13 protein-coding genes are annotated in these 14,858 nt (G+C 71.1%); 6 read left to right on the forward strand and 7 right to left on the reverse strand.

What is annotated here, in order from left to right:
• Positions 1 to 12: 12 nt before the first annotated feature.
• A complete protein-coding gene (locus tag ACFWWR_RS07540; protein ID WP_383859778.1) occupies positions 13 to 1,170 on the forward strand; it encodes an acyl-CoA dehydrogenase family protein in 1,158 nt (385 codons plus the stop codon).
• A 90-nt stretch (positions 1,171 to 1,260) separates the two neighbouring features.
• Here the strand turns inward: ACFWWR_RS07540 and ACFWWR_RS07545 are convergent, their stop codons facing one another.
• From ACFWWR_RS07545 to ACFWWR_RS07575, 7 genes are all read right to left on the reverse strand, one after another.
• The gene (locus tag ACFWWR_RS07545) at positions 1,261 to 2,376 is read right to left on the reverse strand and encodes an acyl-CoA dehydrogenase family protein (protein ID WP_383859776.1); all 1,116 of its coding nucleotides are present in this window, start codon (positions 2,374 to 2,376) and stop codon (positions 1,261 to 1,263) included.
• On the reverse strand, positions 2,373 to 3,617 hold the full coding sequence (locus ACFWWR_RS07550; protein ID WP_384302439.1) for an acyl-CoA dehydrogenase family protein: 1,245 nt from the start codon (positions 3,615 to 3,617) through the stop codon (positions 2,373 to 2,375). The genes ACFWWR_RS07545 and ACFWWR_RS07550 overlap by 4 nt, the downstream gene beginning before the upstream one ends.
• 63 nt (positions 3,618 to 3,680) lie before the next feature.
• Positions 3,681 to 4,829: a thiolase family protein gene (locus ACFWWR_RS07555; RefSeq protein WP_384302440.1), complete on the reverse strand. Its 1,149-nt coding sequence runs from the start codon at positions 4,827 to 4,829 to the stop codon at positions 3,681 to 3,683.
• Positions 4,826 to 5,284 (reverse strand): Zn-ribbon domain-containing OB-fold protein, encoded by a 459-nt coding sequence (locus tag ACFWWR_RS07560; protein WP_384302442.1) that lies wholly within the window; start codon positions 5,282 to 5,284, stop codon positions 4,826 to 4,828. Before ACFWWR_RS07560 ends, ACFWWR_RS07555 begins: the two co-directional genes overlap by 4 nt.
• Position 5,285: 1 nt before the next feature.
• On the reverse strand, positions 5,286 to 6,197 hold the full coding sequence (locus ACFWWR_RS07565; RefSeq protein ID WP_383859765.1) for an SDR family oxidoreductase: 912 nt from the start codon (positions 6,195 to 6,197) through the stop codon (positions 5,286 to 5,288).
• 23 nt (positions 6,198 to 6,220) lie between these two features.
• Positions 6,221 to 6,931 (reverse strand): hypothetical protein, encoded by a 711-nt coding sequence (locus ACFWWR_RS07570; RefSeq protein WP_383859762.1) that lies wholly within the window; start codon positions 6,929 to 6,931, stop codon positions 6,221 to 6,223.
• Entirely contained in the window at positions 6,931 to 8,253 is a 1,323-nt protein-coding gene (locus ACFWWR_RS07575) for a phenylacetate--CoA ligase family protein (protein ID WP_383859759.1), read from the reverse strand. The genes ACFWWR_RS07570 and ACFWWR_RS07575 overlap by 1 nt, the downstream gene beginning before the upstream one ends.
• 161 nt (positions 8,254 to 8,414) lie before the next feature.
• Between ACFWWR_RS07575 and ACFWWR_RS07580 the strand changes: the two genes are divergently transcribed.
• The 5 genes from ACFWWR_RS07580 (at position 8,415) to ACFWWR_RS07600 (ending at position 14,852) form a co-directional block, all read left to right on the forward strand.
• Positions 8,415 to 9,176: an electron transfer flavoprotein subunit beta/FixA family protein gene (locus ACFWWR_RS07580; RefSeq protein ID WP_383860278.1), complete on the forward strand. Its 762-nt coding sequence runs from the start codon at positions 8,415 to 8,417 to the stop codon at positions 9,174 to 9,176.
• Positions 9,177 to 9,254: 78 nt separating this feature from the next.
• Entirely contained in the window at positions 9,255 to 10,217 is a 963-nt protein-coding gene (locus ACFWWR_RS07585; protein WP_383859756.1) for an electron transfer flavoprotein subunit alpha/FixB family protein, read from the forward strand.
• Positions 10,218 to 10,315: 98 nt separating this feature from the next.
• Positions 10,316 to 11,395 (forward strand): amidohydrolase family protein, encoded by a 1,080-nt coding sequence (locus tag ACFWWR_RS07590; protein WP_383859753.1) that lies wholly within the window; start codon positions 10,316 to 10,318, stop codon positions 11,393 to 11,395.
• Between the two features lie 38 nt (positions 11,396 to 11,433).
• Positions 11,434 to 13,881 carry a GNAT family N-acetyltransferase gene (locus tag ACFWWR_RS07595; RefSeq protein ID WP_384302444.1) on the forward strand — a complete coding sequence of 816 codons (2,448 nt, stop codon included), beginning with the start codon at positions 11,434 to 11,436 and terminating at the stop codon, positions 13,879 to 13,881.
• A complete protein-coding gene (locus tag ACFWWR_RS07600) occupies positions 13,878 to 14,852 on the forward strand; it encodes an LLM class flavin-dependent oxidoreductase (protein ID WP_383859747.1) in 975 nt (324 codons plus the stop codon). The genes ACFWWR_RS07595 and ACFWWR_RS07600 overlap by 4 nt, the downstream gene beginning before the upstream one ends.
• The last annotated feature ends 6 nt before the right edge of the window (positions 14,853 to 14,858 follow it).

Genomic DNA, 14,858 nt, shown 5'->3' on the forward strand with positions numbered 1-14,858 from the left:
CAGGGAGTCGACATGGACGCGGCTGACTTCAGCGCGGTGCTGTCCGAGGTCCGGCGTTTCGTCCGGGAGCGCGTCGTGCCGCTCGAGGCGGAGATCGACGAGAAGGACGAGATGCCCGCGGACATCCGCGAGGCGGCCAAGAAGATGGGCCTGTTCGGCTTCGCCCTGCCCGAGGAGTACGGCGGGCTGGGGCTGTCGATGTACGAGGAGGCCCAGCTGATGTTCGAGCTGGGCTACACGACCCCCTCCCTGCGCTCGATGTTCGGCACCAACAACGGCATCGCCGGACACGTCCTCATGGTCGGCGGCACCGAGGAGCAGAAGGCGCGGTGGCTGCCGAGGATCGCCTCGGGCGACGTCCTGGCGTCGTTCGCGCTGACCGAGCCGGAAGCGGGTTCGGATCCCTCGACGCTCACCACGAAGGCGCACCTGGAGGGCGACGAGTGGGTGATCAACGGGGCCAAGCGGTACATCACCAACGCGCCCCTCGCCGACGTCTTCATGGTCTTCGCCCGCACCGACCCCGATGCCCCGCGCACCCGGGGCATCTCCACCTTCCTGGTCCCGGCCGGCACCCCCGGCCTCACCGTGGCCCCCAGGGACCACAAGATGGGCCAGTTCGGCGCCTGGACCGCGGACGTGTTCTTCGACGACGTCCGCGTACCGGCCTCCGCGCTCGTCGGCGGTGAGGACGGTCTGAACCGGGGCTTCTCCACGGCGATGGGCTGCATCGCGCACGGCCGGGTGCACATCTCGTCCCTGTGTGTGGGCATGGCCGAGCGCCTGGTCGACGAGTCGGTGGAGTACGCCCGTACGCGTCGTCAGTCGGGCAAGCTCATCGGCTCCTTCCAACTCGTCCAGGGTTTGATCGCCGACTCCATGACGGACTACTACGCCGGGCGCGCCACGGTTCTGGAGGCGGCCCGCGCCTTCGACGCCGGTACGGACACGAAGATCGGCCCGTCCTGCACGAAGTACTTCGCCAGCGAGATGGTGTGGCGCGTCGCGGACCGCGCGGTGCAGATCCACGGCGGTGCGGGCTATATGCGGGGGGTCGCCGTCGAGCGCTTCTATCGCGACGCCCGGCTGTTCCGCATCTACGAGGGCACCAGCCAGATCCAGCAGGTCATCATCGCGAAGGCACTGCTGGGCGAGGCGGCACGCGGCTGATCGGCCCACACTGGCACACGGGCACACGCCTGAGTGGTACGCAACGGAAGGGCCCCGGGATACCCCGGGGCCCTTCCGTTGTCGCGGTCCTCAGATCCCGAGCCGGTCCAGCAGCCGCTCGTGGTAGACCGCCGGGCCGCCGAACAGCAGCTGCGAGGACTTGGCCCGCCGGAAGTACAGGTGGGCCGGATGTTCCCAGGTGAAGCCGATGCCACCGTGGACCTGGATGTTCTCCATCGCCGCGAACACGTACGCCCGTGAGCAGCAGGCGTGCGCCACCGCCGCGGCGACCGGGAAGTCCGGGGAGTCCTCGGCGGCCAGCCGGGCCGCCTCCCGGGACGCGGCCTCGGCCAGTTCCACCTGGACGAGCATGTCGGCACACTTGTGCTTGACCGCCTGGAAGGAGCCGATGGGCCGGCCGAACTGGTGCCGGGTACGGGCGTACTCGGCGCTCATCTCCAGGCACCTGCGCGCCCCGCCCGCCTGTTCGGCGGCCAGCGCGACCGTGGCGATGTCCAGGACCTTGGCCATGATGCGGCCACCCGCCCCGTCCCCGCCGATGCGCGTCGCGGGCACGGCGTCCAACGTCAGCCGGGCCATGGCCCGGGTGGCGTCCATCGTCTCCATCGGTTCCGCCACGAGTCCCGGGGCCTCCCGCTCCACCGCGAAGAGCGTGGGACCGGCGACGGTACGGGCGACGACGAGGATCAGATCGGCCGTCGACCCGTCGACGACGAAGCACTTGCGGCCGCGCAGCGTCCAGCCGCCGTCCCCGTCCGGTACAGCGCGCGCGGAGACCATGGCGGGGTCCCAGGAGCCGTGGTCCTCGGCGACCGCGAGGGTGGCCGTGGACCGTCCGGAGGCGATGCCGGGGAGGTGGCGCGCGCAGGCGTCTTTGTCTCCCGAGGCAAGCAGGGCGTGGGCCGCCAGGACAACGGTGGCGAAGAAGGGCGCGCAGAACAGCGCACGGCCCATCTCCTCCAGGACGACACCGAGTTCGACGAGCCCGAAGCCGTCGCCGCCGTACTCCTCGGGAATCACCAGCCCCGGCAGCCGTAGCTGGTCGGCCGCCTGGGCCCACACCGCCGGGTCGAAGCGCGGTTGGCTCTCAATGAGCTTGCGCACGGCTTCCTCGGGCGACTTGGCATCCAGGAACTCCCTGACGGAGTCCCGCAGTTGCCGCAGTTCACTGTCGTCGGCGATCACGGACGCGCCTCCTTGGCAGCGGCGGCCACCGGTTCCTTGGGCAGGCCGAGGACCCGTTCCGCGAGGATGTTCTTCATGATCTCCTCGGTGCCGCCGAGGATGCGCAACGCCGGAGTGGCCAGAAGCAGTTCGGTCCAGGCGTAGGTGCCCCACTGGCCGGTGTCGGCGATCGCGCGCGGGCCGAGGGCGTCCGCGATGAAGTGGGCGGCCCGGGTCAGGTTCTGCCCGTACATCAGCTTGGAGACGGACATCTCGGGGCCCGGTGCGACCCCGCTGCGCAACTTGCGCAGGGCCCGCGTGTTGAGGTGTTCGGTGGCCATGGCGTCCACCAGGAGTTCGGCGAGGCGGGCGCGCAGGGCGCGGTCGTCCCAGGTCCAGGTGGCGCGCATCAGCGCGGAGAGCCGGTCCGGGGACAGAGCGGCGGCCACCGGGCCCGCGCCCTCACTGCCGACCGTCGCGCGCTCGGTCATCAGGGTGGTCAGGGCGACGGTCCAGCCGCCGTCGACCTCGCCGAGACGGTGGTCGTCGGGGATGCGTACGTCGGTGAGGAAGACCTCGTTGAAGTCCGCGCCGCCGGTCATCTGCCTGAGCGGCCGGACCTCGACTCCGGGGGTGTCCATGGGGACCAGGAAGGCTGTGATCCCGCGGTGCTTGGGCGCGTCCGGGTTCGTCCGGGTGAGCGCGAGGCCGACCTGGCTGTGCTGGGCGACCGAGGTCCACACCTTCTGCCCGTTCAGCACCCAGTCCTCGCCCTCGCGGACGGCTCGGGTCGCCACGCTCGCCAGGTCCGATCCGGCGCCGGGCTCGCTGAACAGCTGGCAGGCGATGGCGTCCCCGCGGTACATCGCGGGCAGCCAGCGGTCCTTGAGGTGCGGTTGGGCGTGGGCGAGGACCGTCGGCCCGATCATGCCGAGGCCCACCACGCTCAGCACGCCGGTGTCGGCCACGTCGTACTCCGCCTCGATGGCGTCGTAGAGCAGATCGTGGACGGGGGTGAGGCCCCGGCCTCCGTACTCCACCGGTCCCGTGATCCAGCCGAAGCCGTTCTCGTGGCGGATCCGCTGCCACTCCCGCGCCCGCTGCACGTGCTCGCGGTCCTCCTCGGGAGGGAGGCTGCTGAAGTACGCCATCGAGTCGTCGCCCTCGCCCCAGGTGAAGGCGGCGCGGTCGGGGGCCTTAGCCGCGTGCGCGTCGAGGAAGCGGCGCGCCTCGGCGGCGAAGTCCTGCATGTCCTGTGCCATCGCGTGTTCGCTCCGCTGTCAGGTGGAGGGGGCTGTCAGGTGGAGAGGTTCGGGTGGAGAGGTTCAGGTGGAGAGGATCGTCACCGCCGACGCGCCGGGCGCGCCGTACAGGTGCGTGTAGCCGACGCGCGGGGTGCCGGGGATCTGGCGGTTCCCCGCCGTACCGCGCAGTTGGAGGACGATCTCGTGGATCTGGCGCAGTCCGGACGCGCCGATCGGTTCGCCGTTGCCGAGCAGTCCGCCGTCGGTGTTGACCGGGAGCCGGCCGCCGATCTCGGTGGCGCCCTCGGCGATCAGGCGTTCCTGCTCGCCGTCCTTGCAGAGACCGTTCTCCGCCATGTGGATGATCTCCGACCCTGCGTCGGTGTCCTGGAGCTGGGCGACGTCGACGTCCTCGGGGCCGATGCCCGCCCGTTCGTAGGCCTCCCGGGAGGCGTCCACGCTCGGGCTGTCCACGGGCTCCCCCACGGGGAACGACGGGCTCTGCACCTCGAACGCGCCGAGCCTGCGGCTGCGCAGGGCGGTGGCGCGGACCCGCACGGGGGTGGAGGTGTACTTGTGGGCCTGGTCGGCCCGGCACATCACGACGGCCGCGGCGCCCTCGTTCGGGCCGCAGTACATGAACTGGCGCAGGGGGTAGTTGAGGACCGGGGAGGCGAGGACCTCCTCGGGCGACAAGGGCGTACGGCGCCAGGCCTTCTCGTTCCCGGCCGCGTTGCGAAAGTTCTTCGAGGCCACGCGGGCCAGCGTCTCGTGGGAGATGCCGTGCTCGTGCATATAGCGGTTGATCTTCATGCCGAAGAAGTGGGTGGTGAGGAAGAGCCCGGTCTGCCCGTACCAGGAGGGGATGCCCGCCACGGACGGGTCGGCGGCGAACGCGCCGCGCGGGTGCTTGTCCAGGCCGATCGCGATGGTCAGGTCGTGCTCACCGCTCTCGATCGCCCGGGCGGCCAGCGCCACCGCCGTACCGGCCGTCGCACAGCCGTTGAAGACACCGCGCAGGGGTACGCCGGTCAGGCCGAGCCGGCCGACGATCGCGTCCGGGTTGGCGACCTCGTAGCTGCCGATGTACCCGCCCTGGATCTGCGGCCAGTTCACGCCCGCGTCGGCGAGCGCCAGCCGTACCGCGTCCGCGCCCATGTCCAGCGCGGGCTTTCCGGGGAAACGGCCGAAGGGGTGGAGCCCCACGCCGATGATGACGGCCTCGGTCACGGTGTCTCCTCCTCGGACGGGGCGGACTCTTCGGCGGGGGCGAACGCGAACGTCATGACCTGCGTGCCGTCGTCCTGCACGGTGTAGGGCACCAGCGTGAGGCGCATGTCCTGCCCGATCCGCAGCTTCTCCGGGTCGGGTTCGGTGAGCCGGGCCTCGACCAGCAGCTCGCCGGGGAGCTCGACGTATCCGACGGAGTACGGCTCGAAGGTCTCGGGGCCGTCGTACGGCGGGGACGGCGGGCGGAAGTCCTGGGTCGTGTACGTCCACAGCGTGCCGTGGTCCGCCAGGAGCCGTTCCTTCGACTCGTCGCTCGCGCACCGGACACAGGTCGAGGCCGCCGGGAAGCTCACCAGCCCGCACACCCTGCACTCGGAACCGATCAGCCGGAGGGGCGCGGTGGCAGGCGGCCAGGTGAACAGGCCCTCGGCAACGGGGCGTTGCGTCGTCGTCATCTCATGCCCCGTTCCGGTTGCCCAGGACGTCGGCGTTCGGAGCCGCCTTGGCCACCAGGTTCGGGACGACGGAGGACAGCTCCTCCGGCGTCCAGCGGGTGTCGGCACTCGCGGCGGGGCCGTTGACCCAGCCCTCCAGAACGGTGATCCGGTTTCCGACGACGCCGAACACCCGGCCGGTGACCTCGCGCGACGCCGCGGAGCCCAGCCACACCACCAGCGGGGAGATGGCTTCGGGGGTCAGGTCCTGACTCTCGGCGGCCTGCTTCATCATCTCGATGTCCTCGGTGAGCCGGGTCAGCGCGGTGGGCGCGATGGCGTTCACCGTCACGCCGTAGCGGGCGAGTTCGGCGGCGGCGATGAGGGTGAGACTGCCGATGCCGGCTTTCGCGGAGCCGTAGTTGGACTGGCCGGGGTTGCCGAAGATGCCGGACGGGGAGGTCGTGTTGATCACCCGGGCGTCGTTGTCCTGACCGGACTTGGCGCGCTCGCGCCAGTACGCGGCCGCGTGGTGCAGGGTGGCGAAGCTGCCCTTGAGGTGGACGGCGATCACACTGTCCCAGTCCCGCTCGGTCATCGACACGATCATCCGGTCGCGCAGGATGCCGGCGTTGTTGACCAGTACGTCCAGGCCGCCGTAGGTGTCCACGGCCTGCCGGACGAGCCGGCCGGCGCCCTCCCAGGTGGAGATGTCGTCCGTGTTGGCCACCGCCTCGCCGCCGGCCGCGACGATCTCGTCGACCACACTCTGGGCGGGCCCGGCCGAGGCGCCCGCGCCGTCACGCCCGCCGCCCAGGTCGTTGACCACGACCTTCGCACCGTGCGCGGCGAACGCCAGGGCGTGCGCCCGGCCGATCCCGTTGCCGGCGCCGGTGACGACCGCGACCCGGCCTTCGACCACTCCTTCAGACATGCTCAATTCCTCCATGGGAAAGGTCAGTTGGCCTCGGCGAGCAGGACTCGCGGGTTGTCGCTGCCGCAGCCGCACCGGCCCGCGACGACGCGGCCGGCGATGCCCAGCGGTGTCTCGGGCAGCGGCGACGCGCGCCCCTCCCCCGCCGCCACGGTCAGCTGTCCGTCCCGCTCGCCGAACCGCCATTCGGCCGCGTTGACGTGCGCGCCGCTCCGCTCGGGGCACTCCAGCGCGAGAGCCGGTCCCACGGCCGAGATCACGGAGGCGGTCACCCCCACTCCGCGCAGGAGCGGTACGGCGGCCGGCCGGGCCAGCACGACGGGCGTGGACCGGAACATCTCGCCGATGTCTGCCATGCCGGCGAGCCCCTCGAGCGTCTCCGCCGACAGGCCGATCACCGCGTGCGGGGTCAGTTCGCGGTGGAAGACCGCGGTGCGGCGATGGTCCCAGCCCATCGCCTCGGCGATGCCGTACGGCACCCTGAGCGTGCGCAGGGCGCCGATCACCGCATGTCCCCAGAAGCCCTCGAAGCCGGAGGCGGTCAGCAGGGCCCGTTGCCCGGCGGCGAGGCCGTGTTCCCGCAGCCGTGCGGTGGCCCACTCGGTGTCGCGGGCGAGTTCCGCCCAGGTGAGCTCCAGGTCCCGGACGCCGTCGGCGGTGGGGAAGCGCATGAGATAGGCGAGTTCGGGGCGGTCGAGCGTCCTGGCACGGGCCAGGGTGTCGGCGCGGGCCATCACTGCTTCACCACCCGGGGGAACTTGGCGACACTGGTCATGGTCTTCAACAAATCCTCCTCGGTGCGCATGTCGAGCACCGGTTTGACTCCGGTCCGCTCGCGCACGGCCTCGCCCAGGCGTCCGGCCAGGGCGTCGACGTCGCCGGTGAGATGAGGGTCGTAGCCGACGCGCAGCCGCAGTTCGTCGACCTCGCGCCGGTCCCGGACGATCTGGAAGACCCCCGCGACGGTCTCCGGCTGGTCCTCCACCGCCTGCCAGACGTCCCGCAGGACCACGGAGCGTCCCTGGACCACCGTCTCGTCGCCGCGCCGTCCGGCCACCCACATGCGGGCGTGGGTGCGGCCGCAGCCGCAGGTGTCGCGGGACAGGCGGACCAGGTCCTCGCTGCGGTAACGGATCAGCGGCGCGGCCCGGTTGTCGAGGTCGGTGGCGACCAGTTCGCCCAGGTCGCTCTCGGGGACGTCGTGCCAGCCGTGCTCGTCGACCTCGACGCACTCGGCGAAGACGGTGTCCTCCCAGAGGTGGAAGCCGTCGTGTTCCCGGCACTCCCAGGCGGTGCCGGTGTCGGCGGCGCTGGTGTACTCGTAGACGTCGATGCCCCAGTCGTCACGGATCCGCTCGCGCATCTTCCGGCTGAGGGGCTGGCCGGCGCAGGAAGCGCCCTTGAGGGAGGAGAAGGCTTCCCTCAGGTCGGTCTTCTCGGCCAGGTGCTCCAGCTCCACCATCTGCGGATACATCATCTGCAGGTAGGCGGGGCGGTAGGTGCGCAGGGCCTCGACGACCTCGGGCATGTTCCCCATCCAGGTGTCCACCTCGATGACCACCGCGCCCAGCGCCTGGAAGCCGGCGTCCATGAAGTTGCGGAAGGTGCCGGGCGGGCTCAGGACCCGGTCTCCGGGCCGAAGGCCCAGCTCCCACAGGTCACGTACCTGTGCGGTCACCAGGGGCGGGGCGTCCTGCCAGATCTCGGCGAAGAACTCCGGGTCTCCGGTGGTTCCGGAACTTGAGGAGACCGAGGTCAGCTCCTCGACCGGGACGCAGAGCAGGCCGGCGAAGGCATCGCCGGTGCGGCTCCGGTAGGCGCGGATCATGTCCTTGGTGATGAACGGGATGCGTGCCCGGAAGTCCTCCAGGCAGCGGATGTCGCGTGGGTGGGCCCCGTGCTCGTCCCACAGTTCGCGGTAGAAGGCGGAGTTGGCGTAGGCGTACTCGACGAGTTCCAGGAGCTGTTCTTCCTGCCGCGCGCGCAGTTCCTCGCGGGGCATGGTCTCCACCTGGGGCTCGAAGTACCTGTCAGCGGTGTCCCTGTCACCGACCATGGCGCCTCCTCGCGGCTCAGTGCCCAGATCTTCCAGCTATCAGCGCAATCAGTCAACCAATTCGACGGATTAGACGCGAGACTCGCGTTCCGTCGATCTATATAGTTAACTATTAGTACTCATTGAACCACAGGAGGGCTGCCGTGAAGATCGTTGTCTGCGTGAAACACGTCCCCGACGCCACGGCGGACCGCACCTTCACCGAGGACGGCACCACCGACCGGGCGTCGGTCGACTCGCTGCTGTCCGAACTCGACGAGTACGCCGTCGAGCAGGCCCTGCGTCTCGCCGAGTCGGACGTCGACGCCGAGATCAGCTACCTCACCGTCGGACCCGACGACGCGCGCGACGCCCTGCGCAAGGCACTGGCCATGGGCGGTGACTCGGCGATGCACGTCAGCGACGAGGACATCGAGGGCAGCGACGCGTTCGGCACGTCACTCGTGCTGGCCAGGGCGATCGAGCGGCACGGCTTCGATCTCGTGCTGTGCGGGATGGCCTCGACGGACGGCACCATGGGCGTCCTGCCGGCGCTGCTGGCCGAGCGGCTCGGCGTCCCGGCCGTCACCCACCTCGAAGACCTGGCGCTCGAGGACGGAACGGTGACCGGGCGCCGCGAGGGCGACGGCGCGACCGTACGGATCCAGGGGTCCCTGCCGGCCGTCATCTCGGTCACCGACCGCTCCGGAGACGCCCGCTACCCCTCCTTCAAGGGGATCATGGCCGCGAAGAAGAAGCCGCTGGAGACCCTCGACCTCGCCGACCTCGGCATCGAGGCCGCGCAGGTCGGCCCGGCCGGCGCACGGTCGGCCGTGGACACCGCGACCAGGCGCCCGCCGCGCACCAAGGGCAAGATCGTCGCCGACGAGGGGACGGGCGGCGTCGGACTGGCCGCGTTCCTCACCACCAAGAAGTTCATCTGACCGCGCCGCCTTCACCGCCCCGTCCATCGACCGGCCCCTCGCCCCGTCCCTCGCCTGCCCAGAAGGAGTTGCATCACCGTGGCCGAAATCCTCGTCCTCGTCGACCACGTCGACGGTGCCGTACGCAAGCCGACCCTCGAACTGCTCACCCTGGCCCGCCGTCTGGGCGAGCCCTCGGCCGTCTTCCTGGGGCCGGGCGCGGACACCGCGACCGAGCTTCTCGGCCGGTACGGCGCCCAGAAAATCTACGTCGTGGACGCCCCCGAGGTGGACGAGTACCTCGTCACCCCGGCCGTCGACGCCCTCACGCAGATCGCCGAACGCAGCGGTCCGGCGGCGATCCTGGTGCCGTCCGGGCCGGACGGCAAGGAGATTGCCGCGCGGGCCGCGCTGCGGCTCGGCTCCGGGCTCATCACCGACGCCGTCGATGTCACCGCCGGACCGGACGGCCCGGTCACCGAGCAGTCGGCGTTCGCGGCGACGTACCAGGTCACCGCGCATGTCACCCAGGGCGTGCCGGTGATCACGGTCAAGCCGAACGCCGCCGCCCCCGAGGCCGCCCCCGCTGACCCCGTCGTGGAGAAGCAGGACATCACCTTCGGTCCGGCCTCGCGCGCCGTCAGGGTCCTGTCCCGCACACCGCGGGAGCGCGGTGACCGGCCCGAGCTGACGGAGGCCGACATCGTGGTCTCCGGCGGCCGAGGCGTGAACGGCGCCGAGAACTTCGTCCTCATCGAACGGGTCGCCGACGCACTCGGCGCGGCCGTCGGGGCGTCCCGCGCGGCGGTGGACGCGGGCTGGTACCCGCACAGCCACCAGGTCGGCCAGACGGGCACCCAGGTCTCCCCGCAGCTCTACCTCGCCGCCGGCATCTCCGGCGCGATCCAGCACCGGGCGGGCATGCAGACGTCCAAGACCATCGTCGCCGTCAACAAGGACGCCGACGCCCCGATCTTCGAGCTCGCCGACCACGGCGTGGTCGGGGACCTCTTCGAGGTGCTGCCGCAACTGGTGGACGAGATCGAGCGGCGCCGAAGCTGATCTTTCAGCGGCCCGGCCTTCCCTTCCGCCACCCATACAACTAAAATCGCTAACTGATTGCATCCATTGAGCTTGCAGCCTTGACCCGAAGGGACGTCATGACGAAGATCTGGGTCAACTCCGGGGACTCCCATGTGATGGAACCCGCCGACGTGTGGACCGAGCGAATGTCCACGCGGCTCGGCGCGCGGGCGCCGCGCAGTGAGCGCGGCGAGAAGTACGAGATGCTCTACATCGACGGCGAACGCATCGACCGCCAGCTCGGCGACTTCATGGACGCGATGCGCCCTCCGGGCGCCTGGGACCTGAAGGTCCGGCTCAAGGATCTCGACCAGGAGGGCGTGTGGGGCCAACTGGCCTTCCCCTCCATGGGGTTCTGGCTCGTCTCGATCACCGACCGGGAGCTCGCCCGAGAGACGGTACGGGCGTGGAACGACTGGGCCCACGACGAGATCCTCCGCAAGAACAAGCGCGTCATCACCACGGCCTGCGTCTCGACGGCCGACATCGACGACGCGGTCGCCGAGGTCGAGCGGGTGGCGGAACTGGGCTTCCAGGCGATCTTCCTGCCGTGCTCGACACGACCGGGCGAGGAATACGCCCTCGAGCGCTGGGAGCCGCTGTGGACCGCGGTCGAGCGGGCAGGGCTGGTGCTCGGCTTCCACATCGGCACGGGAGCTCAGAACGTCGTCTTCCGCGGGCCCGGCGGCGCGGTCGTCAACTACATGGAGACGACCTACCCGGGCATGCGGGTCGTGTCCCACATGGTCGCGGGCGGCGCTCTGGACCGCCACCCCGACCTGAGGATCCTCATCGCGGAGGGTGGCGCGGGATGGGTGCCGGCCATCGGCGACCGGATGGACGAGGCGTACCGTCAGCACGGCATGTTCGTCCGGCCGAAGCTGAGCCGGCTGCCCAGCGAGATCATCAGGCAGCAGGTGTACGCCTCCTTCCAGCACGACAAGAGCTCGGTGGAGATCGTCGAGTCGACCGGCTACCGCAATGTGATGTGGGGCGACGACTACCCCCACCTGGAAGGCACCTACGGCCACACCCAGTCCACGCTCCACGACCTGTTCGACGGCGTATCGGACGACATCCGCGAGCGCGTCACGCGCGGCACCTTCAACGAGCTCTTCCGCCTGCCGGAGCAGACTCCTCAGGAGGCGGCCGTCTGAGCGGCGCCGACGACGCGAGGCTTTCGGACGGACCACGTGTGACCACTCCCCCAGACCCCCCGCATCCCTCGTATCCCTCGTATCCCGAAGACCTGGAACGGCCCGGACTCGTCAGGACCGGGCGGTCGACCTTCGTCCGTCCCATCCGGCCCGAGGACGCCGACCGTCTGGTCGCGTTCGTCGGCAGCCTGTCCCGGGCCACCCTGGCGTACCGCTCGCTCGGCCCGGTGGTCCGCGCCCGCGACGACGTCATCCGGCGCGGCGCCCACGTCGACTACCTCAACGAGCTGGCGCTCGTCGCCCTGGCCGGTGACGAGATCGCCGGCCTGGTGCGCTACGTCCGCGATCCCGAGGACGCGGAACACGCCGAGGTCACGTTCACCATCCGGGACGACCACCAGAGCGAGGGGTTCGGCAGGCTGCTCCTGGAGCACATCGCCGCCGCCGCGCGCGCACGGGGCATCCGGGTGCTGGAGGCCGACGTCCTCGCCGACAACACCCGCATGATCAACGTGTTCCTGGGATCCGGCTACCGGATAGAGGCCGGTCCGCCCGGCCAGATCATCCACTTCGAGATCGCCGTCGACCCGCAGGCCCAGGCCGTGGCTCGGGCCGAGCGCCGCGAGCACACCGCCGTACGGCGCTCCCTGCGGCCCCTGTTCGAACCCCGCTCGGTCGCCGTGATCGGCGCCAACCGCAGCCCGCTGACCATCGGCCACGAGATCGTGGCCAACCTGCTGCGGGGCGGCTTCCGCGGCAGTGTGTTCCCCGTCAACCCGCGGGCCGAACAGATCGCCGGCGTGCGGGCGTACGCAAGCGTCCGGGACCTTCCCGAGCCGCCGGACCTGGCGCTGCTGGCCGTACGGGCCGAGGCCGTGCCCGAGGCCGTACGGGACTGCGCGGACGTCGGCGTCAAGGCGGTGGTCGTCGTCTCGACGGGCTTCGGAGAGACCGGGGTCGAAGGACGGGCCACCGAGCTGGAGCTGGCCCGTTTCGCCCGTGCCTCCGGAATGCGGCTGGTGGGCCCGAACTGCATGGGCGTGGTCAACACGACACCCGCGGCACGGCTGGCCGCCACCTTCTCGCCCGCACTGCCGACGCCCGGCCGGGTGGCGATGTCCAGCCAGTCCGGGCCGCTGGGGCTCGCGGTGCTCGACTTCGCCCGGCGGCTGCGGCTCGGCTTCTCCGGCTTCGTGTCGGTGGGCCACGCCGTGGACGTGTCCACCAACGACCTGCTCCAGTGGTGGGAGGAGGACCCGGGGACCTCGGTGATCCTGCTGCACGTCGAGACGTTCGGCAATCCGCGCCGGTTCGCCCGCGTCGCCCGCCGGATCGCGCCGCGCAAACCGATCGTCGCGGTCCACCCGGGGCATGCGGACTCGGCCGTGAGCTCGCTCTTCGCCCAGTCCGGCGTGATTCGCACCCGTAGTCTCCAAGAGCTGTTCGACGTCGCCCTGCTGCTCGCCCACCAGCCTCCCCCGCCCGGCAACCGGGTCGCCGTGATCACCAACGCGGGCGGCCCCGCGACGCTGACGGTCGGAGCGTGCGCGGCGAGCGGCCTGTGCGTACCCGCACTCGGTGAGCACACCCGGCAGACACTCCGTGCGGCCCTCTCGCCCCACGCGGACGTGTCCAACCCGATCGACCTGACGCCCACGGCCACGGCCGCCCACTACCGCCAGGCGCTCGACGCCGCCTTGGCCGACGACGACATCGACGCGGCCGTCGTCCTGTTCATGCCGCCGCTGGCGGACAAGCCGGACGAGGTGGCCTCGGCGATCCTCGACGCGGCCACGGCCCGGCCGGACAAACCGGTGCTGGCCAGTTTCCTGGGCGGCGCGGGCGTCGCCGATCTCCTGCACCGGGGCGACCTGGTGGTACCGACGTACACGTTCCCCGAGGCCGCGGCCACCTCGCTCGGACACGCGGCGGCCTACCAGGCCTGGCGCAGCACCCCCGCGGGCGTCGTGCCGGACCTCGCGGGAGTCGACGCCGAGCGCGCCCGGTCGCTCATCACCTCGTGTGCCCCCGGCCCGGTCCCCGCAGCGGTCGCCGCCGAGCTGCTCGCCTCCTACGGGATCGCCGTGCGCGACAGCGAACCGGGACCCGGACCGGACGCCTTCCTCACCGTCCGCGCCGACCCGGTCTTCGGCCCGGTGGTCGCCTTCGGTCTCACCGGGGACTACGCCGACCTCATGGCGGACGTCGCCCACCGCGTCACCCCCCTCAGCGACCGCGACGCCCGCGAGATGGTCCGCTCGCTGCGGGCCGCCCCACTGCTGGACGGCCGGAACGGGGGCCCGGGAGTGGACCTGGCGGCCCTCGAGGAGACCGTCCTGCGGATCTCGGCGATGGTCGAGGACCTCCCCGAGATCGAGGCGCTGGAACTGCGCCCGGTACGGCTCCTGCCGCCCGGGGACGGAGTGACCGTCGCGCACGCGACGATCCGACTGGCGGACAACACAGCAGCAGGAGGTTCCTCGTGAAGGTGGGCATCTACTTCGACCTGCGCAACCCGCCGCCATGGCGGCAGAGTTGGTCCCGGGTCTACGGGTTCGCCCTGGAGATGTGCGAGGAGGCGGACCGCCTCGGCCTCGACTCGGTCTGGTTCTCCGAACACCACGGCTTCGAGGACGGCTACCTCCCCCAGCCGCTCACCATGGCCGCCGCGGCGGCCGCCCGCACCCGCCGGGTCCGCCTGGGCACCGCGGTCATCCCCGCACCGCTGCACGCGGCCCCCGAGATCGCCGAACAGGCCGCGCTGGTGGACATCATCAGCGACGGCCGTCTGGACCTCGGGCTCGGCACCGGCTACCGGGTGCCCGAGTACCGCCTGTACGGAGCGGACCTCGCCAAGCGCTACACCACGACCGATCAGCGGGTACGGGAGATCCGCGGCCTGTGGGCCGAGTCCCTGGTCGTCCCCGGCCCGGTCCAGGATCCGCTGCCGATCTGGCTCGGCTACCAGGGCCCACAGGGCGCCCGGCGGGCCGGTCGGCTCGGCACGGGGCTGCTGTCACTCAATCCAGAACTGCTGACGCCGTACCGGGAAGGGCTCGCCGAAAGCGGGTACGACATGGCGACGGCCCGTATGCAGGGCTCGTTCACCACGTTCGTCACCGAGGACCCCGACGGCGACTGGCCGGTCGTGCGCAGGCACCTGGCGTACCAATGGGACAGCTACCGCCGGTACATGGTGGAGGGGACCGACCAGCCGGCCCCCCGCCCCATCGACCCCGAGAAGTGGCGGGAGACGGGGCTGAGCGCGACCGGCGTCGGTCAGTTCCTCTACGGCACCCCGCAGGACGTCGCCGATGCCATCAGGGCGTACGTGGCAGGGTTGCCGGTGGAAGGGGTGTTCCTGTGGGCGTCGCTGGCCGGGATGCCCGAGGAGATGGTGGCCCGGCAGGTCCAGCTCATCGCCGGGAAGCTGCGTCCGCTGCTTGCCGATGTCTGACACTGC

It is taken from the genome of Streptomyces sp. NPDC058678, assembly GCF_042714835.1.
Taxonomy (GTDB): domain Bacteria; phylum Actinomycetota; class Actinomycetes; order Streptomycetales; family Streptomycetaceae; genus Streptomyces.

Coding starts and splice junctions, on each gene's coding strand:
- ACFWWR_RS07560 (WP_384302442.1), bottom strand. CDS start 5,284: ATGACGACGACGCAACGCCCCGTTGCCGAGGGCCTGTTCACCTGGCCG.
- ACFWWR_RS07565 (WP_383859765.1), bottom strand. CDS start 6,197: ATGTCTGAAGGAGTGGTCGAAGGCCGGGTCGCGGTCGTCACCGGCGCC.
- ACFWWR_RS07540 (WP_383859778.1), top strand. CDS start 13: ATGGACGCGGCTGACTTCAGCGCGGTGCTGTCCGAGGTCCGGCGTTTC.
- ACFWWR_RS07590 (WP_383859753.1), top strand. CDS start 10,316: ATGACGAAGATCTGGGTCAACTCCGGGGACTCCCATGTGATGGAACCC.
- ACFWWR_RS07550 (WP_384302439.1), bottom strand. CDS start 3,617: ATGGCACAGGACATGCAGGACTTCGCCGCCGAGGCGCGCCGCTTCCTC.
- ACFWWR_RS07570 (WP_383859762.1), bottom strand. CDS start 6,931: ATGGCCCGCGCCGACACCCTGGCCCGTGCCAGGACGCTCGACCGCCCC.
- ACFWWR_RS07575 (WP_383859759.1), bottom strand. CDS start 8,253: ATGGTCGGTGACAGGGACACCGCTGACAGGTACTTCGAGCCCCAGGTG.